Source organism: Moraxella sp. K23, from assembly GCF_041154765.1.
GTDB lineage: Bacteria > Pseudomonadota > Gammaproteobacteria > Pseudomonadales > Moraxellaceae > Faucicola > Faucicola tetraodonis.
This window is the reverse complement of sequence record NZ_AP031595.1, coordinates 586,208-610,676: the sequence shown is the minus strand read 5'-3', so window position 1 is coordinate 610,676 and position 24,469 is coordinate 586,208. Positions and strand designations below refer to the sequence as shown.

Annotated in this window: 21 protein-coding genes and 1 pseudogene; 5 read left to right on the top strand and 17 right to left on the bottom strand. The window is 43.3% G+C overall.

The features are described from left to right. The first annotated feature begins 86 nt into the window (after positions 1-86). Both ACAM37_RS02715 and tfpZ read left to right on the top strand, forming a co-directional pair. The gene (locus ACAM37_RS02715; RefSeq protein WP_369626491.1) at positions 87-608 is read left to right on the top strand and encodes a pilin; all 522 of its coding nucleotides are present in this window, start codon (positions 87-89) and stop codon (positions 606-608) included. A 58-nt stretch (positions 609-666) separates the two neighbouring features. Further along, positions 667-1,401 carry a TfpX/TfpZ family type IV pilin accessory protein gene (tfpZ, locus tag ACAM37_RS02710; protein WP_369626490.1) on the top strand — a complete coding sequence of 245 codons (735 nt, stop codon included), beginning with the start codon at positions 667-669 and terminating at the stop codon, positions 1,399-1,401. A 245-nt stretch (positions 1,402-1,646) separates the two neighbouring features. On the opposite strand, the gene ACAM37_RS02705 is transcribed toward tfpZ, so the two are convergent. From ACAM37_RS02705 to ACAM37_RS02625, 17 genes and pseudogenes are all read right to left on the bottom strand, one after another. Then, positions 1,647-2,093, bottom strand: a complete 447-nt coding sequence (locus ACAM37_RS02705) for a type IV pilin protein (RefSeq protein ID WP_369626489.1) — start codon at positions 2,091-2,093, stop codon at positions 1,647-1,649. Then, positions 2,093-2,686, bottom strand: a complete 594-nt coding sequence (locus ACAM37_RS02700; protein WP_369626488.1) for a type IV pilin protein — start codon at positions 2,684-2,686, stop codon at positions 2,093-2,095. Before ACAM37_RS02700 ends, ACAM37_RS02705 begins: the two co-directional genes overlap by 1 nt. Positions 2,687-2,694: 8 nt before the next feature. After that, positions 2,695-6,459 carry a pilus assembly protein gene (locus ACAM37_RS02695; protein ID WP_369626487.1) on the bottom strand — a complete coding sequence of 1,255 codons (3,765 nt, stop codon included), beginning with the start codon at positions 6,457-6,459 and terminating at the stop codon, positions 2,695-2,697. A gap of 70 nt (positions 6,460-6,529) precedes the next feature. Further along, the gene (locus ACAM37_RS02690) at positions 6,530-7,408 is read right to left on the bottom strand and encodes a PilX N-terminal domain-containing pilus assembly protein (protein WP_369626486.1); all 879 of its coding nucleotides are present in this window, start codon (positions 7,406-7,408) and stop codon (positions 6,530-6,532) included. A gap of 3 nt (positions 7,409-7,411) precedes the next feature. Continuing rightward, positions 7,412-8,326, bottom strand: coding sequence for a PilW family protein (locus ACAM37_RS02685; RefSeq protein WP_369626485.1), 915 nt, complete (start codon positions 8,324-8,326; stop codon positions 7,412-7,414). After that, positions 8,326-8,937, bottom strand: a complete 612-nt coding sequence (gene pilV, locus ACAM37_RS02680; protein ID WP_369626484.1) for a type IV pilus modification protein PilV — start codon at positions 8,935-8,937, stop codon at positions 8,326-8,328. The genes ACAM37_RS02685 and pilV overlap by 1 nt, the downstream gene beginning before the upstream one ends. Further along, positions 8,934-9,470 carry a GspH/FimT family pseudopilin gene (locus ACAM37_RS02675; protein ID WP_369626483.1) on the bottom strand — a complete coding sequence of 179 codons (537 nt, stop codon included), beginning with the start codon at positions 9,468-9,470 and terminating at the stop codon, positions 8,934-8,936. Before ACAM37_RS02675 ends, pilV begins: the two co-directional genes overlap by 4 nt. Before the next feature lie 326 nt (positions 9,471-9,796). Beyond that, the gene (locus ACAM37_RS02670) at positions 9,797-10,540 is read right to left on the bottom strand and encodes a ComF family protein (RefSeq protein WP_369626482.1); all 744 of its coding nucleotides are present in this window, start codon (positions 10,538-10,540) and stop codon (positions 9,797-9,799) included. 8 nt (positions 10,541-10,548) lie between these two features. Beyond that, positions 10,549-11,862, bottom strand: a complete 1,314-nt coding sequence (locus ACAM37_RS02665) for a phospholipase A (RefSeq protein WP_369626481.1) — start codon at positions 11,860-11,862, stop codon at positions 10,549-10,551. Between the two features lie 167 nt (positions 11,863-12,029). After that, positions 12,030-12,140: pseudogene (locus ACAM37_RS12210) on the bottom strand (DUF3465 domain-containing protein); the annotation flags it as partial. A gap of 17 nt (positions 12,141-12,157) precedes the next feature. After that, positions 12,158-13,264 carry an RNA-guided endonuclease InsQ/TnpB family protein gene (locus ACAM37_RS02655; protein WP_369626480.1) on the bottom strand — a complete coding sequence of 369 codons (1,107 nt, stop codon included), beginning with the start codon at positions 13,262-13,264 and terminating at the stop codon, positions 12,158-12,160. A gap of 78 nt (positions 13,265-13,342) precedes the next feature. Continuing rightward, positions 13,343-13,840: a DUF3465 domain-containing protein gene (locus tag ACAM37_RS02650; RefSeq protein ID WP_369626479.1), complete on the bottom strand. Its 498-nt coding sequence runs from the start codon at positions 13,838-13,840 to the stop codon at positions 13,343-13,345. A gap of 105 nt (positions 13,841-13,945) precedes the next feature. Next, the gene (locus tag ACAM37_RS02645) at positions 13,946-16,120 is read right to left on the bottom strand and encodes a cytochrome c biogenesis protein CcdA (protein WP_369626478.1); all 2,175 of its coding nucleotides are present in this window, start codon (positions 16,118-16,120) and stop codon (positions 13,946-13,948) included. Between the two features lie 195 nt (positions 16,121-16,315). Further along, entirely contained in the window at positions 16,316-16,765 is a 450-nt protein-coding gene (gene gspG / locus ACAM37_RS02640) for a type II secretion system major pseudopilin GspG (protein WP_065253641.1), read from the bottom strand. A gap of 140 nt (positions 16,766-16,905) precedes the next feature. Next, positions 16,906-18,111, bottom strand: a complete 1,206-nt coding sequence (gene gspF / locus ACAM37_RS02635) for a type II secretion system inner membrane protein GspF (RefSeq protein WP_369626477.1) — start codon at positions 18,109-18,111, stop codon at positions 16,906-16,908. Between the two features lie 27 nt (positions 18,112-18,138). Continuing rightward, complete coding sequence (locus ACAM37_RS02630) at positions 18,139-19,035, bottom strand: hypothetical protein (protein WP_369626476.1); 897 nt, start codon at positions 19,033-19,035, stop codon at positions 18,139-18,141. A gap of 218 nt (positions 19,036-19,253) precedes the next feature. Beyond that, entirely contained in the window at positions 19,254-20,237 is a 984-nt protein-coding gene (locus ACAM37_RS02625) for an AraC family transcriptional regulator (RefSeq protein ID WP_369626475.1), read from the bottom strand. A gap of 473 nt (positions 20,238-20,710) precedes the next feature. Here ACAM37_RS02625 and ACAM37_RS02620 point away from each other — a divergent pair, with 473 nt between their 5' ends. The 3 genes from ACAM37_RS02620 (at position 20,711) to lon (ending at position 24,365) form a co-directional block, all read left to right on the top strand. After that, complete coding sequence (locus ACAM37_RS02620; protein ID WP_369626474.1) at positions 20,711-21,328, top strand: 5-formyltetrahydrofolate cyclo-ligase; 618 nt, start codon at positions 20,711-20,713, stop codon at positions 21,326-21,328. Next, positions 21,315-21,578, top strand: coding sequence for a hypothetical protein (locus tag ACAM37_RS02615; protein ID WP_076774006.1), 264 nt, complete (start codon positions 21,315-21,317; stop codon positions 21,576-21,578). Before ACAM37_RS02620 ends, ACAM37_RS02615 begins: the two co-directional genes overlap by 14 nt. A gap of 291 nt (positions 21,579-21,869) precedes the next feature. Beyond that, positions 21,870-24,365, top strand: a complete 2,496-nt coding sequence (gene lon, locus ACAM37_RS02610; RefSeq protein ID WP_472826322.1) for an endopeptidase La — start codon at positions 21,870-21,872, stop codon at positions 24,363-24,365. Positions 24,366-24,469 lie beyond the last annotated feature (104 nt).

Sequence of the window (24,469 nt, the reverse complement as noted above, 5' to 3'; positions counted from 1 at the left end):
TAATAAAAGTTGGCACGTTTAGTGCTAATATTAAGATAGGCTTTTAAAGCTTATAAATAAACCAATAACATTTGTGGAGAATGTTTATGAACGCACAAAAAGGTTTTACCCTTATCGAATTAATGATCGTTATCGCTATTATCGGTATTTTGGCTGCAATCGCAATTCCTGCGTATCAAGATTATACTACTAGAGCAAAAGTGACTGAAATGCTTTCAGTTGCTTCTTCTGCGAAAACTTCTATTAGTGAGGGTTTTCAAAGTGGCGGGATAACTGGGCTAAATGCTGTAGTTGCTGATATTAATAATAAGAATACTCAAGCTGCAAATACCAGTAAGTATGTAGCTAAAGTAGAAGCTACAGCAGATACTGGTGTAATTACTATTACTTCTTCGAAAGATAATAGTCTTCCTAGCACTGCTCAAGCTAAGACAATTAAGCTTACACCTTATCAAGGTACAGCAGGGTTATCTAAGACAACTGTTTCTACAGGTGCTCCTTTACAATGGGCATGTTCTTCTGAAGGAACTACAACTGCGAAAGCTCGTCTTTCTACTGTAACAGCGGGAACAATGCCAGCTAAATTCGTGCCATCTGAATGTAAATAAATTTTAGGCTAAATTAAAACGTATCATTAATGATACGTTTTTTTATAACGGCTATAATATGACACCTCGTATTAAATTTTTTCTTGTTCACATAATCACCTCAGTAATTATTGCTTTTCTATTGACTCTATTAGTTCTTTTTATTTGGTATCCATCACCACTTGCCACAGCCGTTGGCGTAACGCATATCTTTCTAATGCTATTGGCCATTGACGTGATTTTAGGACCACTTTTAGGTTTATTGGTCTATAAAGAAGGCAAAAAAACACTAAAATTTGACCTAAGTACCATTATTCTCATTCAAATCGCGGCTTTATGTTATGGGGTGTTTAGTATTGAACAAGGACGTCCTGCATGGTTGGTGTATAATGTAGATCGTTTTGAATTGGTACGAAAAAATGAATTAGTTGATACGAATATTCAGCAAGCACAGCCACAATTCCAACAACCTTCATGGTTTAAACCGCAATATGTCGCCACTGAATTTGCCAAAGACACACAACAACGCAATGATGAAATGTTTGCAGAAGTCTTTAGCGGTATTTCAATTGCGCAGCGTCCAGAACGTTATGTAGAATTGACTCAAGCAAAAACCCAAATTCAACAACGTGCATTACCGCTTGTAGAACTGCAACAGTTCAACCCAAAAACAGACGTTGAAAAAACTTTAGCCAAATATCCAAAAGCAGATGCGTGGCTACCCTTAAAAGCCAATGCAGTGGATATGGTGGTTTTAGTCAATAAAGAATCTGCAAGCATCATCAAAATAGTTGACTTAAGACCATGGGAATAGTTTTAACGACATATTCTTTAACTCCATTCATTAAAACTGAGTGGCTATATCAATCAAATAGTCCGAGTATCTTGCCTCAATTCAAAATTTTCTATCAATAAAGAATGGCACTTTTCCAGCAGTATTTCATAATCTTCTTTCAGCTGCTCATAATCACTTTTTACCGCCTTAGTCAGTATCTTATGTCACCCAACATCAATGTTGTTTTATATTGCCAAAAATTGTTCAATGCCTAGCTTGATAAGCTAGTTATTCCACTCATTAGCCATCCCGCATTCGCCTGTATCTTGGGTATCGCCATCATTATTTTTATCGCGACATTTGAACCCTTGCGCGTTTAGCGTGAGCGTACCATCAGTTGCCATCTGCGATGAACTAACAGGTGTCGCTGTAATTGTCCAACGGTCAGAGAGGGGGGTGGGTGCTAGGGTGATAGTATATAATGCTGTACCACTCCTAGGGAAACTCCCATCTAATCCCGTGCCTGCGTTCGTGTAACTGCCTTGTGCCAGTTTACGCGATTCAATCTGCGAGGCGATATTTTGCAACTCAGTCATCATATCAGTGCGTTTGGTTTTGATGACGTAGCGCTGATAGCTGGGATACGCAATCGCCGCCAGCACGCCAATAATCGCAACCACAATCATCAGCTCGATCAGGGTAAAGCCTTGTTGGCGATATCGATTTTTCATTACCACTTCTCCGAGTTATTACCGCAATCTGAAGAAGTTATTGTCACACTCGTATCAGCGTTGTTGATTTTACACTGAGCTCCTTCAGAATTAAGTAAAATTTTCTTAGCACTTGGGAATTTATTAGTGTTAGGTATTGCCAACATTGCCCAATTACGTCCTACAGCCAACGTACTATCGTCTATAGTTGTGCTAGTATTCACTAAACTTTTATCTTCACTTGATGTAGTGGTGCTACTGCCTACGGTTGTCGTAGTTTTGACTACACTTGCTAGGGTAATTTTATAGTGATAATTACTGCTGGTACTATTGGCAGGGACATAAATAGTTTTATTATCTGTTTCATCATAATCATAGCTGGTTGTACCATCACTAGCAATTTTTTTGGGTAAAAAGCCTTTATAGGTCAGTGAAGTCGCCCGCCAGCGATTGAGCTCAATCTCTAGCTGCTTCATTTTGGCTTGCGCTTGCGATTCGGCATTGCGAATAGCATATTGCCGATACGATGGGATAGCGATACTGGCGAGTATCGCAACCATCGCTACCGTTACCATCAGTTCAATCAGCGTAAAGCCCTTGTGACGATTCATCATTGCCTCGGTTATTTATTCACTTCATACCAAGTATTTGGCTTTAAGGTATATCGCTCATTGTAGATATTCTCTATAGCTGAGCCATCACCTGTCGTTTTAGTTAGACCAGATAATGGCTGGCTAATTCTATCAAGTCCAATATTATTAGACCCCGTATCACCTGCTAGCAGCTTACCGCCGTCATCACCAAAGTCCACTCGGTTATAGGCTCTATCTCTAATTGTTTGCGTACCAATCAATAAGCGTTGATTGGACAATGTAGAACTACGCGGTCCTAGCGTCAATTCTTGGATACCTTGCCCTGCCCGCGCAAAACCTGCTGTACCATTTTTAGATGCGGCATATTCATCGATAGCCACCCCTGCTGAATTTGTGGTTTGTTTTAAGCAGATACCGTAAGGCAGACAGTACAATTGACGCTCTGAGCCGCCTGTGATTTTTGCAGAACAAGGCTCAGTGACGCCATAGTTCATATCAGGGTTGTAGACAGTAGTGTATAAGAAACTATCAATGACCTCAGACTTGCCCACGCCTTTGGTATATTTGACCTTATCAAAGCCATCAAAGCGCGTTAATGGATAATACCAGCCACGTTTGGCTTTTACAGAAGTGATAGCCGCTTGTTTGGTAGCTAAAGTATAATCTGCAGTGACCGTAGGTAACGCCAATAAGTCGCTAGCGGCTGTGGTATTGGCGGTCAAGTCTACCACTTTTTGTACTTTAGGCGCATCTGTGGCGGTAGATTCTTTGCGGGTGGTAAAATCATCGGCATATAAGATACTATCTGCCAAAGTGACATCAGTGTCCATAATGCCATACAGCCTATCGGCATAAGCATCGCTAGTACGTAGTTTTGATAACGGCGAACTGCGGTCACCTGAGATGACATTAACCACAGCAAATAACCGACCATTATTAAAGCTACTATCACCCCGATAAAAACTGACCACAGGCCGCTCATAAAAACGGTGATTATACTTGATATCTGTACCACTAAAGGCAGGTTGCAGCAGACGCACTACGCGCGTATTGCTAAATGAAGTTTCAGGTTCAGCTGTGCCACTGCTCACAGGTTTGATGAATCCAGCATTGGTAAAATCAGCACGGAATACTTGCCCACCCAGGTCAGCAAAGTATAACTGATCCATATAGCCATCGTTGTTGCGGTCAAGGACAGTAATCCCGCCTACGATACTATTATTGAGGGTAGAGACTGTTGTATTGGTAGCACCGGATACCGCATTGGCTGTTTTGGTGGCTGACCAAATTAAATCCCCTGTTTTGGCATCAACCATATATACAGCATTGCCTAGGGATTCTGTAGCGGTTGTGCGGTTACATGCTTGTGATTTTTGATTGCTTAAGGTCGAAGTTGTGGTACCGACTTGATAACCTTGGTCTTCATAGCAAGTATCGTAGCCACCACCAAAGACCAACACATCTTTATAAGCATTGACTTTTTTGGTTGTCGAATCTATGCCTGTGGCAATTTTTGCCTTGGTAGGTTTTGCCCATATTTGTCCCATACGGTCAAAGCCTGGCGTAGCAGAATCGATTCTAAACAGCATTTTAGGATTATCTTTATCCGTTAAATCCAAGCCATACATACCTTCTCCGCCCATCCGTAGTCCGCCATAAGCACGGACATAGGTATTACGGCAGTCACGGGTATTATTTGGGTCGATATCCGTATCTGCTGGACAAGGTGTTACAGTGACTCTGTTGTTATCGAGGTCATAAAAATAATTAGCACTCACTAACCAAGGGGCATCCACACCAAAGTAAGGTTTGCCCACCTCTGTGCTCGTACCATTGATAAGCGCCTGTGGTTGGCTGATGAGCATTTGTTTAGGGATAAAGGCAAGCTGCTCTCTTCCCCCATTGCCTGTAGTAGTATAGTCATCAGCATTTACCATGTGTAATGACCCATCACTAGAACCAAAAAGCACATAGTCATCACGTGTGGCTGTCACTTTACCATCGGTGTCAAGGGTTGCAGAGTAAGATACCATGCTTGGTGTTGAATGGATAGTGGCTCCAAGGACTTTGACAGGTGACGTTGGTGCAGTGAGTACCAAGTCTGCTAAGGCTTGGGTTTTTTGCGCATCAGTCAATGTAAAACCTAAAAATTGTAGTAATAAATTGACATTGTCACGCGAATACGTGGTGGTATCCACGAAGGTATTTGAGGCACTGATGATACTTCCATCCAAGGTGACTTTACCTGAGGCATCGACACCCAATTTTCGTAGGCGAGGCTTTGTATCATTTGAGGAGTTATCTTCAATGTACAAGGTTCTTACATTATTCACAGCGGTGTTCGGGGTAAGCAAGTTACTATAAAATCCGCCTGAGGTGACATTATTATTTTTGCCATTGATATCGGCTATTGCACTCCAAAGATCTTCGGTGGCAGGATTCAGATTGCCTGCGACATCCAAAAATAATGCACTATTATTTTTGCCATATAGCGTACCTTCATCGAGGCTATATTTTTTTAAATTACCTGCCCATGTTGCAGGTGATTTACCAACTTCGGCTTGTAAGATGGGATAAAAAGCAACGGCTAATTGGCTATCTGCTCGGTAAGGGTCATCAGGTATGACAATGGTACCTGAAGGGACTGGTCGAATATCAGCACTTAATACATCCATAAACGCAGCCAAGCTATCTATAACATCCTGTGATGAATCGGCATAGTAATAGCCGCCACCACCAAACTCTTGACCAAGTCTACATAAGTTTTGGACATCTTTATTAGTTGATGAGGTGCAGTTATATATTTTCTTGCCATTAATCGTAGTGGGTGTACTTAGACCTGCCATACCCGAACCAAAGCCCACCGTAGCTGTCTTGATAGGAATACCAGTTGCATTACTATTTGAAGCTAAAATTTGTCCATAGTTCGCCATACAGCCCCAACCTAAAGCACCATACTTTCCATCTGGCAATAGCTCACAATTAGTTACTTTTGTAGCAGTAGTGCTTAGGGATGTATTCATTAATGCTTTCGCATCTTCAGCCTTAACACTGGTATTAGGCTCACCGTCTGTTAATAAATAGATTCCATTACCGGCACAAGTAGTTTGTTGAGCGCCTTGTTGATAAAGAGTACCATCCGTGATTTTGGTGCTTGCATCAGAATTTTCAAACCCTGAACCAGTTCCTGATGTGTTAGTACCCAGCATATAAGCGCCTGCCTCCGCAAACGCACTCGGTGTCGGTGTACCACCCCTAGCAGTTAACCCTGCAACATAATTTGCCATTAGCTGGCGATTTTCCATTGTGAGCTTTTGTATTGGATAACGAATGATGCCAGTTTTACCATCACCATTGTAAGGAAAAATGCCAATACCTAAACCAATATCATTACTAACCTTATTACTGGTAAGTAAGGTTACCAAAGCCACTTTAAGGCTATTGATTCGATTATAAATCGTCTTGTTCGTGGTGCTTGAAGTACAACTTTCCAGATTTTTGATAGTAGTAGTAAAAGTTTTAGTACTGTCATTTGCATCTGTATAAACAAATTTTGTATCTCTAGTTTGTGTTGTATCACTCTTACATCCACTCAGTGCTGAACCCATACTACCTGAGATATCAAGCATCATCATGATATTTGGATTGCCAGGCGTGGGTAAGGCATAAATCTCTAGGTCACCAATTTGCTTTTTGACGACATCCGCCTGTGAGGTACTCACTGCTACCGTCATCGACATAGCAATAACTACATATTTGATTGAAGTCGTTATTTTACCTTGATACGATTTCATTGCTTTAGACCTCTTAACACCAAATTTAGGTTTCATCGTTATCACCACATTATCTTTATCTTAACAAACCTTATCTACCTGATGGGGTTAAAGTACATTTTGACGATAATGTCCCTGTACCTTTGCCAAACGGAATACAGTTGGTTGAGCTTGACATATTCTCGACATCCGCTTGCTCATAAAGCATCTTGCTTGGGGTGTTGGCTTTACGCATACACTCAATCAGAGAATATTTTCCTGCACTCACATTGTCTTGGATAGCAGTTTGTTCAAAGCACTTATCAGAACCCACCTTAGGCTCTGCATACGCAGGTAAGGCTGCGGTGGCGCGAATGTCGAACTTGAACTTTTTACTGGTGCGGTTTTCTACTTCTTTTCCAATCACCATTTGTGAAAATGGTTCAGCATCGGTTTCAGGTGGGGTGACCGCAATATTCATCTGGGTCATTGAGGTTTGTCTATCACTATTATAGCTATCGGCACTGGTATAGTCACAGTAGCCACTGTTACGCCCACTCCAGTAGCCCCCGCCTTTTTTTAGGATGGTAGCGTTTTTGGCAAGGTATTTTTTTTCACGCGGATTATAGCAGTAGATAAATTCGTTGGTAGCATTGTCTGAATTGAGTAAAAAATGCCCGATAGCCCCTGACACGCTCGTGATATCTTTATATGCCTGTGAACTAGGATTGGCATTCACCATCGCCTCTAACTTTTGATTGCCACTATCGGCTGATTGTAGCAACAGGGTATTGATTTGGTCAGCGGTGGCGGTTTTGAGATCCGTAGTACTTTGACGTACTGCTATCGCCCCTGCCAACAGGATAAGCACCAAAAACAACAATACTACAATGAGCGCCGCACCACGTTGATGAGATGGCAAATTATGTGCCTTGTTTATTGGACGGATAAGCGCGGATTGCGTGCTGATCAATAGGATTGGATTGCTCATTGGCTAACTCCCCGCAGTTAATGTCGTACTGGTGTCAATATTGATAACTCGCGCGTTTCTCAATAAGGTCGTAGATTCATAGGTAGTGCGTACTAGCTTAGGCTGTCCTGACTTTAATGGCTGAGTTGCGCCTAATAACTTAAAACTGGTCGCGACATCGCTACCGATGACAGGTGAACTGCCTCGGACAATTAGCCCAATTTTGACTGCGGTAATAGGCGGCTTGGTACCAGACAATGCTAAATACTCACTAGCGGTCAAGTAACGCATCAACCCAGCATCACTAGGTGCGTCAGTTTGGATACCCAACAAGATTTTGAATTGGTCTACCCCTAAGATTACCTCGCTGCCACCGCTTTGATAGTTCGCACTCAAACCAGTAATGCCTGCAGTTGTAACCCTACCCGCATCGCAAGCTAGCAACAGCCCTTGCCCTGTGGTACTTGAACTTCTAACAAAATACCGTTCAATTACAGTAGCTTTTGGATCAATATCAGCACTTTCACAATCCGCAATTTTTACACCCGTGGTATTTTTAAATTGAATCGTTAACTGGTCGCTATTGATCCCTGTGATATTAGAATCGCCGCCAGTGCGTGTAAAATAAAGATTTTTGGATGTGTCTGAGCTTGCCAAACCAATATTTTCAGGTGAAATGACGATGCCACCACCCACCGTTTTATCGGTAATAGAGGTTACTGAATTTCCCAAGTTTGCCAATCGCAAATGGCTCTCTAGCTGCTGCAAACCAAAAACGCTCGCGTCTTGTAGCTCACTGCCGCTTTTTTGGGTTGAGGCGGTTTTGGTGTTCGTTAGATATACTTGTATCACCGCAGCAGAAATCAGCAGCCCCAATACCAATGAAATCATGAGCTCTATTAACGTAAAGCCTGAAGTAGAACGATAACTTGATATCATCAGTATGCCTCCATAATGAAGCATTGTGCACCAAAATTATAGACCGCATCTTCATTAGCGCAGGGTTTGTCTTTAGTCGTATCGGACGCAACGGCGGTATCCAAAAAAATCGGGTCGGTATCGCCCCAAGCAGCAATCAGGCATTGGCGGTCTTGTCCAACCGTACTAATCGTTGTGGCAACACCACTAGCGCTAGTGGTTGTCGTGCGTTTGGTAGGGCAAGTTGCCATACCCACGTTCAAGCCATTGTCTGCGGCATATTGCTTGACGGTTAAGGCGTCTTTTACTGCCAGTTGCTTAATCGTACAGGACACAGGCGTACCCCCTGTCATGCAACTATCTTTGGTGATAGCCACATTGCTAGTATCTGTATTAGTGAGTGTGGTGGCGGTGCCGTTAATCGCGGTTTTGAATGCGGATATGCCATCTATATTCGCTCGCATCATCTCGGCTGCACCACGCAGTACCGTTAATGCTCGGGTACGCATCAAACTCTCATCGGTGGCTTTGACTGCGGTCATCTGCATCGCAGTGAATCCAAGCACCGCGATTGCTAACAACATCAATGCTACCAGCACTTCTATTAAGCCAATGCCTTTTTGTGAATTCATGAACACGTCCCATTTTTGCTAGTAACAATATTACTGCTTGCATCGACCATGATGGTATATTTATCAGACCCAGCACCATAACACACTGAAAAATTGGTCGTGCTATCTGTGACAGTGCCCGTTCCGGTGTCCCCTTGGTAAGCTTTTTTATAAGGGGTAAAACTAACTGCAGTTAAGGCACTCGGGCTAGCGGTAATCGTCAAATTTTTGTCTAGCGTATAGTCAGACAGCATTTCATCAGCATCTGTTGCCGACCTTTTTACATACAATACAGTGATTTTTTTGCTTGATGAGCTATTGGTTAGCACTACCCTAGTAGATCGCTGAGCAATCATTGCTTGGGTTCTTGCATCTTTTAGCGCAGCTTCAATGATGTTTGCCCCATCTTTGATTCTGGCTTGCTGAATCTGTCGTTGCATACTAGGTGCTGCCATCGCCGCAATGATAGCTATAATTGCAATGGTGATGACAAGCTCAATCAGCGTAAAACCTTGGTCTCGGTCACGATGATACTGTCTTTTCAAAACTTTCATCACGATACCCACCCATACCCCTTGATAAACGACCTATCATACCATGTTTGCTAGCACAAACCATTCTAACATTAAAGCAAAAAACATACCTATTATCGCAGTGTTTTTGTTAATTGCCATACCTAAAGCTTACTACCGATAGTTTACCTTAGTCACTTATCGTTGCTAAGCGAATTAGGACAAAAGGGCGCCCACGTATTATCAAATCATTTTTAGCTTAGTATTTTAAAGAATCCTTCCAATAACCCACTGGTAGCCCGCCTTTATCTGCGAGCTTTAACGGTATGGCGTTGCAACTTTGGTCGCAAAACAGTCACAAGCAGAACCTAATGCAAAACCTTCCCATGCAAGATTGAATACGCATGGATATGGGCAGATGGGTGATAATTCGTGAGTAGATTAGCCAATTCAGACAAGGTGGCACCTGTGGTGACCACATCATCAAACAAAATCAAATGTTTGCTAGGCGGCATATCTGTTAGGGAAAACGCATCTTTGATATTATCTAAACGCTCCTCTCGGCTTAGACCCTGCTGGTGAGGTCGGTCGAGTCGCTGCACACCCGTAAAAACAGGGATTTGCCAGTGAAAGCTTAGATAAGCGGTTAACATGGCAAGCGGATCGAAGCCGCGTTGCCTAATGCGCTGTAGACTTGTTGGCACTTTAACGATTAAAGAGTTTTTTGAATGACAACCGTTGGGAATATGCAGTTGTCTGATAGCTTGAACCAAAACGGGCAGATGATGTAACTGCTGCCCATTTTTGTACCCAAGCATGATTTGATTGAGGGGATATTGATAGTAGCCGCTGGCTACGCCACGCAGTGACGTTTGCTTTAGTTGCAAAGTAAAAAATGACGTGGACCATGCAAACCGGCTATGGCATGGCTGACAAAGAAATTGCTGTCGATTGAACCAATGGTCATGATGACGCGGTGCTAAGTTATCAAAGCCTGCTGCAGCGCAATCATTAATGCCACATAATTGGCAACGGTGATGAACTTTCGCTTGATACACTAGCGCCATGGCAAAGGGCAATCGCCACCAAGGCAAGGGGGCTAAGACTGCCATAAACGCAGTTAAAGCCCTTTAAAATCATTGAACATAAAACCAATACCGATATTGGTGCTCTTATGATTATAGTCTTGGATGTTTTCACCATAGCCATGGAATACTTGTAAAATCGCTTTCATACCGCCTGTCAATGGATAAGCATAATCCACTTGTATAGCGCCTTTATTGGTACTTGGATTATAACGCATCACACCGCCGACTGTGCTTTGGTCATTGAGCGGATACAACCAACGCACATCGCCATAGCCCATGTAGTCCCCGATATCTGGGTTATCCGAGTCTTTACTGTTTTCATATGCGATGAGCCACAGTCTTGGAATCACGGTGAGTTTGCCCCACTCCGTCCCTGCCATCGCATAGATACGATTCCAAGAGCGTGATAACGGGTCTGACTGTCCGTTTGATTCATGCACGAGCCCCGCGCCTAACATTCTTAATGACCCATTCCCAGGCAGATCACCCTTGATAGGCTGTGTCAAAAATATCTCTGGCTGATAATCTGAGCTGCGAAAAGGTCTTGAATACTTACTATTGTACACTTGCCAATAAGACTGCTGGGTATAGCCAAGCCAAACATCAGCATTGGTATCGAACACATCTTGGGCAAGCTTGGTTTTCATTGAAATTTGCAGCTTGCTATCTAGATGCTGAAGAGAATCTTTCGATGCGCGAACATGATCTTGGGTGGGTGAATGAATATCATAGTTTGGCGTCGCGTTGTACCAAAGCGGCATGACATACATGGGCAAATGTGGACGTATCGTCAGTATCCCTTTGGGATCATTTTTATCCAAGTCATATAACACACTCAGTGGCGTATATTTTTCCACATCCGTTGCAGTCACCCCCACTTGTTTTAAGATGGTTTTGTCAAGCTTGTTGGGTACCAAATGATCCAGTTTTTTTTGCTCGTTTTTAGTGGGGGTCGTGACAGTTGTCGTTTGATCCACGGCTAACACGGGCACTGCTTTACCTTCTTTGATACTCACTTTCAAGGTTTTGGCAATATCAAGGGGCGCCTTGGCTTCGGGTTCGATTTTACCAACGCTTATCTTGTCAAAACAAGCCAACCGCGCGATATTGTCAGTGATTTTTGAACAAGTTAGCAGCATTTGCTCGTCGACAGGGATAACGGTTGTTTTTATTAAAGTTTTTGTTGAATCTTGTGTTGAGGGTTTTGTTGAAGCTTTTGTTGAAGCTTTTGTTGAAGCTCTTGCTGAGGATTTTGTTGAAGTTTTTGCCTGCGCCGTTGCTGTAACTGTTAGTGTGGCTAGTATAGCAAGCGATAAAGCGGTACGGTAAAGCGTAAGTTGTGACATAGGTTGACCTTCTTACAAAAATATCGTTCATGATAGCAAAAGTTGATGAAAAATAGTTAACAAATGCATAATAATTTTTAACAGTAAAGTAAAATTACAAGCAACTATTGGCTCGTCAATTATGGGTATTTCTATTGATATTTCTATTGGTGCTGGTATTGGTAATTCTATTGATACTGCTGGCCTTTATACTCAAGCCAACCGTCTTGATGACGGCTAGCAGGGTCACGGTGTGTCCAATGTACAACGCCACCTTTGTCGTTATAAATATATTCACCTTGACTTCCTCCCCTTGCTAAAGCAAGGGGATTCCTTCTACAAGACGGTCAAGCCCGACCGCAAGAATGTTCTTACTGGCATTGATATCTCTATCATGCCATGTGCCACACGAAGCACATATCCATTCTCTTATTCCAAGCGATTTTCTACCTTTCGGACTATTGGCGGTGATTTCCCCGCAACACGAACATCGCTGGGTCGTGTATCTCTCATTCACGATTTCAAAACGGCAACCTGCGTTCTCGCATTTGTAGGTCAGTTGCCTTTTGAGTTCAAACCAACCTGCATCGTAAACCGATTTGGCGAGTTTGCTTTTTTTACTGTTAAATTGGGTGGTTTTCACATCACCGACCACGATTAGGGCATTGTCCTTGACTAATTGGGTGGTGAATTTATGGATGAGGTCTTGGCGTGTATTTTTGATTTTGGCATGAATCGCTTTGACACGTTGTTTGTTTTTAGCTCTTTGAGCAATGGCTAACGCTTTAGCATATTTGAGCGTTTGTTTGATTTGTAATTTATTGCCATTTGAGGCGGTGGCACTGTCTTTAAGTCCTAAGTCAATGCCTACACTGCCTGTACCGCATTGTGTCTTGGGGTAGTCTTTGACGGTGATACAGGCATACCAACGGTTACGGCTGTCTTGTACCAATTCGCATGTGTTGATTTGGTATAGGCTAAGGTTGTAGCTGTCCCATAGGTCAATGACTAGTTTTTGTCCTTTGGCTAGGCTTAGTTGCAAGGTGGATTTTAAGCCCTTTTTGCCTGTTTGGTGCGTGGCAATATGCTTAATGGCAGATTGTTTAAATGGTAGCCAACCTAATGATTTACGTTTTGAATTTGGGTTGTTGGTTCGCCATGATAGTTTAGCTTTTTTGAATTGTTTTCTAGCTTTGGCGTGGGTTTCATTGATGGCTTGAATGGTTTGCGAGTGTAACCCCAGTAATTCACCGCTACCTTTGGTGTATTCGTTCAAATCATAAGCTGAAAAGAATTTACCAGTTTTTTGTAGGTGCTTGTAACTCAAGTCATTGACGTAGTTCCATACGAAATTGACCGAACCGCTTAGGCGGTTAAGCTTTGCTGTGTGTTTATCTCGTATGCGTAGCTTGAGTGTTTTCATGCAAATTATTTTAGCAAAATTTATGCAAGCGTTATAGTGTATGAGTTGCCTTATATCCACCGCCTAAAGTCGGTGGTTTTACGGCAACGGAGGATAAAAACGAATGGGATTGTTGGCTTGAATACCCTCGATGCGCGGTGCCAAATCAATATTATGGGCAATTAACACCGTGATGTTTGGGTAGTTATCAATTTTGACCAAAAATTTTTGATGGCGGCTACCCTCATTATCGTCTTTTAGCACTTTAATCACCGTACCACACCCTAATACCTGTCGTTTAACGCTGGGATTTTTGGCTTGATAAGCTTGATTAATTACGGCGTTGTTGCATTGAAGATTTGTTGCTTGACGTTTTTTGTCAGTATAACTTGCTGAATTTTTAGCCGTCTGTTGATTGGACTTTGGGCCTGTCAACGGTGAATTTGGGCTTGCTAACTGGCTATTTCCGCTTTGGTTTTGGCTTTGGTTTTGGCTTGGCTGTTGGTCGGCATTGCCTGCATGGGAACACCCAGTGACAAAAATCAGCACCCCCAAAGTTAACGGGATGGCTATAGACTTTGCTAAGTGATAGTTCAATTTTTATTTAACCTTTATGGTTGAATGGGTCAATGAATCATTTGACTGAGTTTTCTTGAACTGAGTTGTTTTCTTGAACTGAATTTTCTTTAACTGAGTTTAGAGTTAATTTAATTGGGACAAAAGTTGCTCAAAATCAGAGCGTTTGACTGCACCGTTTTGTCTTGCTACCAGTTGACCGTTTTGGTAAAACAACAATACAGGCGGACCGAACACGGCTAGTTTTTTATAGATTGCTTGGCTATCCGCCGTATTGTCAGTCACATCGAGTTTGACAACTTGCCAGCTGGCTAAACTTTGCGGCGGGTTGACAAAAAGTGTTTTATCCATGATACGACATTCAATGCACCACTCTGCGGTGACATTGACGACTAGCTTTGGATATTGCGTAAGCAAGGGTTCAAGCTCTGACAGTTTAGTGATTGTAATCGTTTGGGTGGTCTTTGTTGCCGTGAATGCCGATTGCGCTGAGGTATTCACAAGCTTGTTAAGCGGCTGCCAACTATCTTGACTACCTGAGGCAGTGCCTATCACAAGACACGCTGACCAAATCCATGCTAGCAATGCTAGTGCTTGAGTGAGTAATTGACCTTTTTTGCCCTGCCAGCGCCACAGCCATAAGCCAATCACAGCAAACCACAGCGCCCATAGCATCAGCATCCAGCTTGATAGCCATATACGCTCTATCATCAATAAAGCGACGCCAAATAACAGCAAACCAAAGCTAGTTTTGACCCAGTTCATCCACTCGCCTGCTTTTGGCATAAAATTACCTTGGGTGGCGCCCAGTAAAATGAGCGGTGTGGATAGCCCAAGCCCCAACAAAAACAATGCGGCAAACCCCATCACAGGATCACCCAGCGCTGCTACGCCTGCCAACGCACCTGCAAGGGGTGCCGTCACACAAGGGGAGACAACCAGCGCAGAGAACAAGCCCGTCAAATAACTACCACTTAAGCTACCCAGTCGATTTGCCCCAATTTGGCTGATTTTTTGGAACTTAACACGAAGCGCATGCGGCAGTTGCCAGCGAATGACATCCAACATGTACAGTCCAAGCACGATAAATAGCCCTGCAAAAATTAGCAAAATAACAGGGTTTTGTAGCCAGTTTAATATACCCAAAGATTGCCCAAATAACGCAACCACTGCGCCCAAAATGCCATAACTGGTGGCAACACCCAAACCATAACTGCCCGTGAGTAATAACCCTTTTTTGGCAGATGGACGATGTTGACGGGCAACGATATTGGCTACAATCGGCAGCATGGGTAACACACAAGGGGTAAAAGCTAACCCCAATCCTGCTAAAAACAATAGCAATAACGCAACACCGCTATGCTTGGTTAATCCAAAAATATCTTGATTGCTAGCGCTAGCTGTCAAACTCGTTGCCACCGCTGCCGATGAAACCGCGGGTTCAGTTATGACAGTTGTTTGGACAGGTTGAGACGATGTAACGGAGGCTATAGGGGCGGATGCCGTTAACTGGGCTGTGGTTAAGACATCGGTCATTGCGGTTGATGCGATTTGCTGCCCCGCTGCCGCTCTACTGCCACTGGACAGCGTTTGTTTGGTAGACGGTGTGCTAGTTGCCTCATCGACGGTTTTAGCAGGGGGCAAGCTAGCAGATTGCTGAGTCGTTATTGGGGCGGCATCATTGGTCATCGCCAAGGTATTGGTGACTTTGGTTTGCGCCGTTTTTGACGTCATTGCGTCTGATTTTATTGCGCCATTTTTGGTGGAAGCGGCCAATTGGGTGATGACAAATTTGGTCTTTTCTGGGGGATAGCAAAGTCCTACTTTGGCACAGCCCTGCCATTTGACCGTAGCAGGTTGCGAAGTAATTGCTTTATCCGCGCTCAAGGTGGTTGTGGCAGTAAAGGGGTGTTCAAACACAGGCACCCGACCAAAATCCGGGTCATCCACATAGGTCGGTGCTGCACTAAATTGTAGCGGCGTCGCTGTTACCCCATCAGGCAATTGTAAGGTTAATTTATCCCGATACGCATAATAGCCTGCTTTGACATCCACATGAATGGTCACTACTTGCCCTTTTTGCTCAGTATAGACTTTAAAAGCCTCATGCACCGGTAGCGGCTTGTCTTTGGCGCTCAAGCTGGTATTGTCACTGCCGCCAAAAATCTCGCTTAAACTAATCGCTTGGGCGCTTGGCATAGTGAGGCTAGTGACAGCCAGTAGCGTGCCAAGCAAAGAGACATGACGACTCACGGTTCGAAAACAAAACAATGGCGTAGGCATAGGGGATATATTTTTCAAAGACAACTTCTCATACATTTTAAATTCATACGTTTTAAATTTATACGTTTCAGATTTATACGTTTCAGACTTTATACGTTTTAAGCCACGTAATTATACTATGACGGCTAATTTTAGCTAATCCCTGTCCAAAAACCTAGCAAAAAAATCAGAGTGCGTGACTCTGATTTCGTTAACCCAGTGAAAACACCAAACTTATAACTTAGCAAAAATGTCTGCGTCTTGACCTTCGCCGCCTTCTTTGCCATCAGCGCCCAATGAGAACAAATCATAGGTTCTGCCTTCGGTACCTGGGATAACGTATTGTAGGTCATTATCCCAGCCATCTTTCGGGAAACCGCCTTTAATATACCCGCCCTCTGGCCAGTTTTTGGCGCCTTGTGGTGGCTTATTTAAGGCGTCTAACCCTTCTTGGGTGGTGGGATAGCGACCATTGTCCACTTTAAACATATCAATGGCATTTGAGGTGTTGGATAAAGCCGTTTCGGTGGTTTTGACGCGGGCTTTGTCACTTTGACCCACCACTTTGGGTACCACCAGACCTGCCAAAATTGCCAAAATGACAATCACCACCATGACTTCAATTAAGGTAAAACCCGCTTGACGATTTTTTGATACATGAGCACAACACATACGAATTTCCATTTTTTAGATTTTTAGCGCTTTTGATAAGGTGTTAGGATTTTACACGGCTTTTTTGACAATTTGCATACCGATTTGGTTAATTTTGTCGGATGATTTAGCCATTAATTATTTAGCCATTAATTATTTGGCGGTTTTAGGTTTTACCCTGCCAAATCATTCATATTGATAATCGGTAGCATCACTGCCATTACAATGGTCATGACTATCACCCCCATCAGTACCAACATCAGCGGCTCAAGTAGTGACAATAGCGTGCTAATCATATTGGTGGCTTCATTTTGCTGCATCGCTGCTGCACGCGTCAGCATGTCATCAAGCTCGCCTGAATTCTCGCCGCTTTTAATCATTTGTACCATCATCGGCGGAAAATAATTACTGCGCTCAAGCTGGCTTGATAGGCTTGCGCCTTCGGTGACTTTTTCTGTGGCGCGCGCGATGGTATGTTTGATATGGGTATTGGTGGTGACTGCCGCGCCAATAGCTAATGCTTCCACCAACGGCACCCCTGAACGTACCAAAATCGCTAACGTACTGGCAAAACGTGAGGCATTCAGATTTCGCGATAATCTGCCAAACACTGGCAACCGCAAGACAACTTGGTCAAAAGTGGCTTTGCCTGCCGCCGTTTTAACAAACTTCACAAATAAAAAAACCGCACCGATTAGCCCGCCTAATATCAGCCACCACCATTGGGTTAAAATATTAGACAATGCCAACACCACTTGGGTGATCCATGGCAGCGCTTGCTCGGATTGTTCAAACACTTTGACAATTTTTGGCACGACAAAGCTCATCAAGCCCACCACCACTGCCACTGCCATCATCAGCAAAATTATCGGATACACCATCGCGCCTTGTACCTTTTTTTGCATGGCAAAGCGATTTTCGGTGTAATCGGCTAACTGATTTAAAATCAAATCCAAATGCCCTGAGCGCTCACCTGCGGCAATGGTGGCAATATAAATCGCTGGAAAATTACCAGAGTCTTGTAGCGCACTCGCTAGACTATAGCCTTCCAATACTTTGGCACGCACGCCATGCATCAACGCTTTGACATGCGGTTTTTCGCTTTGTTTAGCAATCGCTTGCAACGCTTGTTCAATCGGTATTGAGGCTGCCAACAACACCGACAATTGGCGGGTGATTAATGCCAAATCATACGCACCCACCCCTTTTTGCCACAATCGGTTGTGACTGACATCGGTTTTTTGTACAGGTGAGACTTCGACAGGCAGTAAATTTTTATCACGCAGTTGTTGGCGGATTAGCCTAGCAGAATCGCCTTCAAGAATACCTTGGTGTGACTTGCCTTGGGTATCCATGGCTTTGTACTGAAATGCGGGCATGTGAGTTCCCAACGGGTAAGATTAGCGTTATTTTAAAGGCTTAATAGGCTGAAATAAAGACTCGTTTTCATTGGAATCATATTGTACCAACACCGATAGCTCATCGCGCAAGTCTTGTTTGTTAAAGCTATTGACCTCGGTAATCAGCATTTTCTCGATTCGTTTGTCAACGGCGTATTCACTGATTTGCGCACAATAGATGGCTAATTGATAAACTTGCGCTTTGAGCGACTCATCGAGTGATTGCAATAGTCTCACCAATTCTGCCACATTGATGACTTGGTAAGGGTAATTGGGAATCGCCGCCTCTTTTAATGGGGTGACTGAATAGTTGACACCGAGATGGGCAAAATAATAACAACTAAATAGATAACCTAAAATATGCCCGACAAAATAACCCCGGTCATTGTGATAGCATGCCACCCCCAAAAACTCAATCACAGTCGCCGCCAAACTATGCTCAAGACCGCGAAATTCAGTTGACGATGGCATCAAGCCTACGGTTGGCAGGTTCATTAAATTTTTGTTTTGGCTGACAAGCTGCCAACCAATCGGTCGCTGCGGCGGTAAATGATGGCTAATCGACATCACCAAATCATCGACGATATGTAAATTATTGAACAAATGCTGCAGTTGCATCAGCCCAACATTATCGCGCATGTTTAAATATTTGGCGACTTGCAGTTTTTTAGTTTCAATAAACTGGGATTTTTTACTGGAGATATAAAATAACAGTTGGTTGGGATGGGAGTGCTCAAAATACTCGGTCACTGCGTTTTCTTGTGCATGAAACACGGCAGTGTATTGACTGGTAACATCCATTGGGTTAACACCACGATGGTCCATCGCAGGGTCTTCTGGATTGGGTTTGGTGTGCAAGCCATGTGCTTCGACAGGTTGACCTTTGGTAGTTGAAGTTTCCATGTTGGCAATCGCAGCTGATAAAATATGGGACAGTGCTTGTCACTATATCATACCCCCATCGACATAACCTAACAGATATTGCTATGAAAATAGACTGGTCATTCTTAGTTGCGATAAAACTTGTCATAAGACATAGAGCTTGCTATAAAAGTGGCGATAACCACAAAACCGCAGCAAACCTGCTTTTTTGTGGTTACTCAGGGTTCTCGACTACTGACTCATTCCTCGCCCAAGCTATCAGCAAAATGCACACCATCGGTTCGAAACGACTGGCGATATTTTCGTGGTGACATTTTATAGACGCGTTTGAATGCTTGGCTAAAGGTACTATCGGAGGCATAACCCACTAACTCACTGATACGGCTAATGCTATTTTCTTGTAGTCGTAAATACCGGGCTGCAAGACGAAGTCGATAGTCGGTTAAATAAGTTAACGGCGGCACCCCCACCACCTCACGAAAATGCTCGGCAAAACTACTGCGTGACATCCCGGCGACTTCAGCTAGCTTATGAATGGTCCAATTGGTTTCAGGTCGATCATGCATGACTGCCAACGCCTTGGCAAGGTAAGGGTCTTTCACAGCTTTTAGCCAATTATCTGTCGCTTCAGGCAAATCCTCAATATAATTGCGTACACACTCAATCATCAAAATACTGGCGATACGATTGATAATGGTCATTTTGCCAAGTCGGTTCTGCTCAGACTCTAATGCCAAAAATTTGACCCCCAAATCAAGCATAATCATTTTTTGCTCATCGTTTGATTCGCTTTCTGGCAAAATTTCTGGTAAAGCGCTGAGTAACGGGCGCGTAATCTCTCGATCGTAATGGCACACAATCGCGACTATTTCGGTTGTTTGCGCTGGTTCATCACCTTGGCTAGAAATCGCAGGGTTACCCAAGTTGATAGTTTCAACAGTCTGGTTGCTTAATAACGGGGCAATATCAATTGATGGGATATCCGATTGCCCCACACCACAAATAAGGTGTTTTTTGCCGCCTGGCACCATGACCACATCGCGCGCGCGTGCGTTGCGATATACATCATCGACTTTAATACTAATCCCACCTGTGGTAACCAAATAAAACACGATACAATCTTTTTTATCTAACTCAAACGACCACTCCCCAGTGGCGTGTATATAGTGATACTGAGTTTGATACAAATGTATATCTTCAAGCAACATACTGAGTGCATCCATTAATTTTTCCTAAGTTATTAACACGGCAATTTAAAAAAAATGCAACATAAACTACAAACCAGCTAACTTACAAGCCAAACTTTAGTAATTGGACTTGAGATAAAAATTTAAAGACGTATACATAAACCGTCATCCTCGTTATCAGCAATCATATCATCTTTTACAGGCGCTGCTAGTTAAGTTTGAGTCCGTAGGGCTACTAAAACTCAGTATCACCGTCCGCAAAAATGCTTTATTTTTCAAATATTTCAAAGGGAATGGCATAACAGGTAGTGGACACTTGTTATGGGTTGTACACTATCGGTAGGATGTTTGGGTGTTTAAGCAAATAAATAAGTGAATAAATAGCTAAGCAACTAAACCTAATTAGCCAAATCAGCCATTTGGCTTTCTTTTGATTTTGATTTATTATCATGCTTTATTATCAATGGCTTAACTATAATCTATAACCATTACATCATCGCTGTGAATCTATGAATGCTCATCACTTGCGTAAACAGTTACGTCAACAACGTCTACGCTTATCCAAGCGCCACCGTAATCGCGCCGCTTATCAAGCACGACGAGGTTTAAACCGACTACAGCATCCTGCTTTAACTGGCAAAAACGTCAAGGTCGGGATTTTTGCAGATGCCTTTGGGGAGATGCCTACCCAACCGCTGATGGATTGGGCGAGACAGCGCGGTTATCGTATTTATTTACCTGTCGTCACTGGCAAACATCAGCCGCTGGTATTTATCCAATTTAGCCAAAAAACTTGGCGACAATCTCGCCTACCCAAACACCCGCTAGGTATGCGCCAACCTGAGAAAGGAAAAATGCTTAACGTAGCGGCGCTTGATGTATTGTTTATGCCGCTAGTGGCAGCAGATAAAATTGGCAATCGTATGGGTATGGGTGGCGGTTACTACGACCGCACCTTAGCCAAAGTTAAAAGTCGACCTTTAAAAATTGGCTGGGCTTATGATTTTCAATTGGTTGAAAAACTTGACAGCAATCCTTGGGATATCAAGCTTGATGCCTTAATCACGCCGAGTAAACTATGGTTATTTAGACGCTATTTGGTGGAACAATCCCATGCAAAAAAATGACAACTCCCTGTTTCAACATGTGGTGATGACCTCACCTGCCATAACCGACAATGATGCTGATATTGAGATTAATATTGATAGCGATACCCATACCGACACTAGCCAAGTCCATCAACCCTTATACCCATCAAGCGGTGAATTAAGCAATTCAGAAATTGCCAGTGTCATGAATCCCGCTAGATTAACGCAACTTTTAACCCAAGCTGATGCCTTTACCCGAGTGAATTCTGAAGACTTGGACGACTTTTAGATACGTATAAGCTAGACATGCATAAATTGAACACGTATCAACTAGCCTAAAAAATTAGATAAATATAAATCAATATTACAGCGGCATTAGGCTCAGTGCACGATTGCGGTGGTTATTTTCAGCGCTTTGTTACCAATTTATTGCCCTTGGCTGGTCGTTTTTTTCCCCTTTGTGTGACCAGCCTTGCAATTTTTTGCATTGACGCCATTTATATTTTTAAGTCTATCAGCAAGCCATCATTTGCTCACAAATGGTCAGTTGCTTGTTGTGTTATTTAAGGGGACATAGTATATGCAAGATGATGTTTTAATGACAAACCCAGAATCATCTGAATCGCAAGAATTCACTACGCTACCATTGTTAGCTTTACGTGACGTTGTGGTATATCCACAAATGCAAATTGCTTTATTTGTGGGTCGTACGCCTTCAGTCAAAGCAGTCGAGCTTGCGCAAAACGAATTTGACAATAAAGTATTGGTAGTGGCACAAAAAGACTCACTATCTGAAGACATTGATGCCAGTAATCTATTTGAATATGGTACGGTGTGCCGTGTCGTCAATACCATGCCACATGAAAATGACGAAAATTGCATCAAAGTGCTGATTGAAGGTCTGTACCGTGCCAAATTGGTCGACATCCAAGACAGCGCTGAGGAAGAAGCGGTATTACTGGCCGATTTTGAAAAAGCGCCCATCACCGTGAATATGAGCGCTAAAACGCAAAAATCGCACAAAGAAGCGTTAGTTGCTTTGTTTAGCAAATATGCCGAAAATCGCCTACGTAACTCACGCGAGTTGATTCGTGTGGCTGAGCGTATCACCCAACTTGAAGAGTTGGTATATTTCATTGCGACGCGTGTCTCACTCAATTTATCGATTAAACAAAACTTTTTGGAAGTTGATGATTTGACTGCGCATATCAAAGCGTTGTCAGACTATTTGATTCAGCAAAGTGCCGAGCACAATATCGAGCAAGAATTACAAGAAGCGGTCCGTCGCCAGATGGAAAACAACCAGCGCGAGTATTTCTTAAATGAGAAAATGAAAGCGATAAAATCTGAGCTTTCTGACCTTCATGAAGAACGCGGTGAGAATTATGAAGATGACGATATTGCTGAGCTAGAAAAACGTTTAGCGGAAGCCGATTTGCCAGAAGCGGTGCGTAAAAAAGCAGAAAATGAGTTTCGTAAACTCAAAACCATGCCTGCTGCCTCTTCTGAGTCATCGGTCGTGCGCAACTATGTCGAGTGGATTTTAGACACCCCTTGGAACAAAACCAGTGATGTGTCAATCGACCTCAATAGAGCCCATGACGTGCTTGACACTGACCATTATGGTTTACAAGATGTCAAAGACCGCATCTTGGAGTTCTTGGCAGTGCAATCTCGCGTGGATACCTTAAAAGGTCCGATTCTCTGCTTGGTAGGTCCGCCTGGGGTGGGTAAAACTTCCTTGGGTGAATCCATTGCCCGTGCCACAGGTCGTGAGTTTATCCGTATGGCATTGGGCGGCGTGCGAGATGAAGCTGAAATCCGTGGACATCGACGTACCTATATCGGTGCTATGCCAGGTAAAATCGTACAATCACTCTCAAAAGTGGGCGTGAAAAATCCGCTATTCTTACTCGATGAAATCGATAAAATGGCGCAAGATTTTCGTGGTGACCCTGCTTCAGCATTGCTTGAAGTGTTAGACCCCTCGCAAAATCATAGCTTTAACGATCACTACTTGGATATGGATTTAGACTTATCACAAGTGATGTTTATCTGTACCGCTATTATCTGTACCGCTAATAGTATGGATATCCCACCTGCGCTACTTGACCGTATGGAGGTGATTCGTCTGCCAGGTTACACCGAAGATGAAAAAATCAGCATCGCGGATAAATACTTAGTACCAAAAGCCATCAAGCAAAATGGCTTAAGTGATACTGAAATTGATATCACCGATGAGGCACTCAAAGCGATTGTACAACGTTATACCCGTGAAGCAGGTGTGCGTAACCTTGAACGTGAAATCAACAAAATCGCCCGCAAAGTGGTAAAACAAAATGTTGAATCATCGGGCAAAGACAAAGCGGAAGATAAAACCGCGGCACACAAATTAACGGTCGATAGTTCAAATGTCGCTGATTACTTGGGTGTGTACCAATTCGATTATGGCTTGGCGGAGCAAGAACCTGAAGTCGGTCGCGTCACAGGTTTGGCTTGGACACAAGTCGGTGGTGAGCTGTTGACCATTGAAGCGGTTGCGGTGCAAGGTAAAGGTGAACTGAGTTTTACAGGTTCACTAGGCGATGTGATGAAAGAGTCAATTCGTGCGGCGATGACGGTGGTTCGTGCCCGTGCTGATAGCTTAGGCGTCAGCTATGATAAGCTCAAAGGCACAGATATACACGTGCATATGCCAGAAGGTGCGACTCCCAAAGACGGTCCATCTGCCGGTATTGCGTTAACGCTTGCGTTAGCCTCTGCGATGACAGGTATTGCCATTCGCCCCGATATTGCCATGACAGGCGAAGTGACTTTGCGTGGCAAAGTGCTGCGTATCGGTGGCTTGAAAGAAAAACTGCTTGCAGCGCATCGTGGCGGTATCAAACACGTGTTGATTCCAAAATCCAATGAGCGTGACTTGGTTGATATTCCTGACAATGTCAAACAAGGCTTAAGCATCCAGCCAGTAGAAACGATTGATGAAGTATTTAAAGCGGCGTTGGTATCACAGCCAGTGGCGTTAAAACCCAATCAATTGCCGGTCGATGCCAGTGACATTAGTTTAAAAAGCTAGTCTAAAAAGCTATTTTAAAGAGCTAGTTTAAAAAGCTAAGCTGCCACTGAAGTAAAAACTGAAATAAATAATAATGAAGTACAAAAAAAGCTGAGATTGATTCT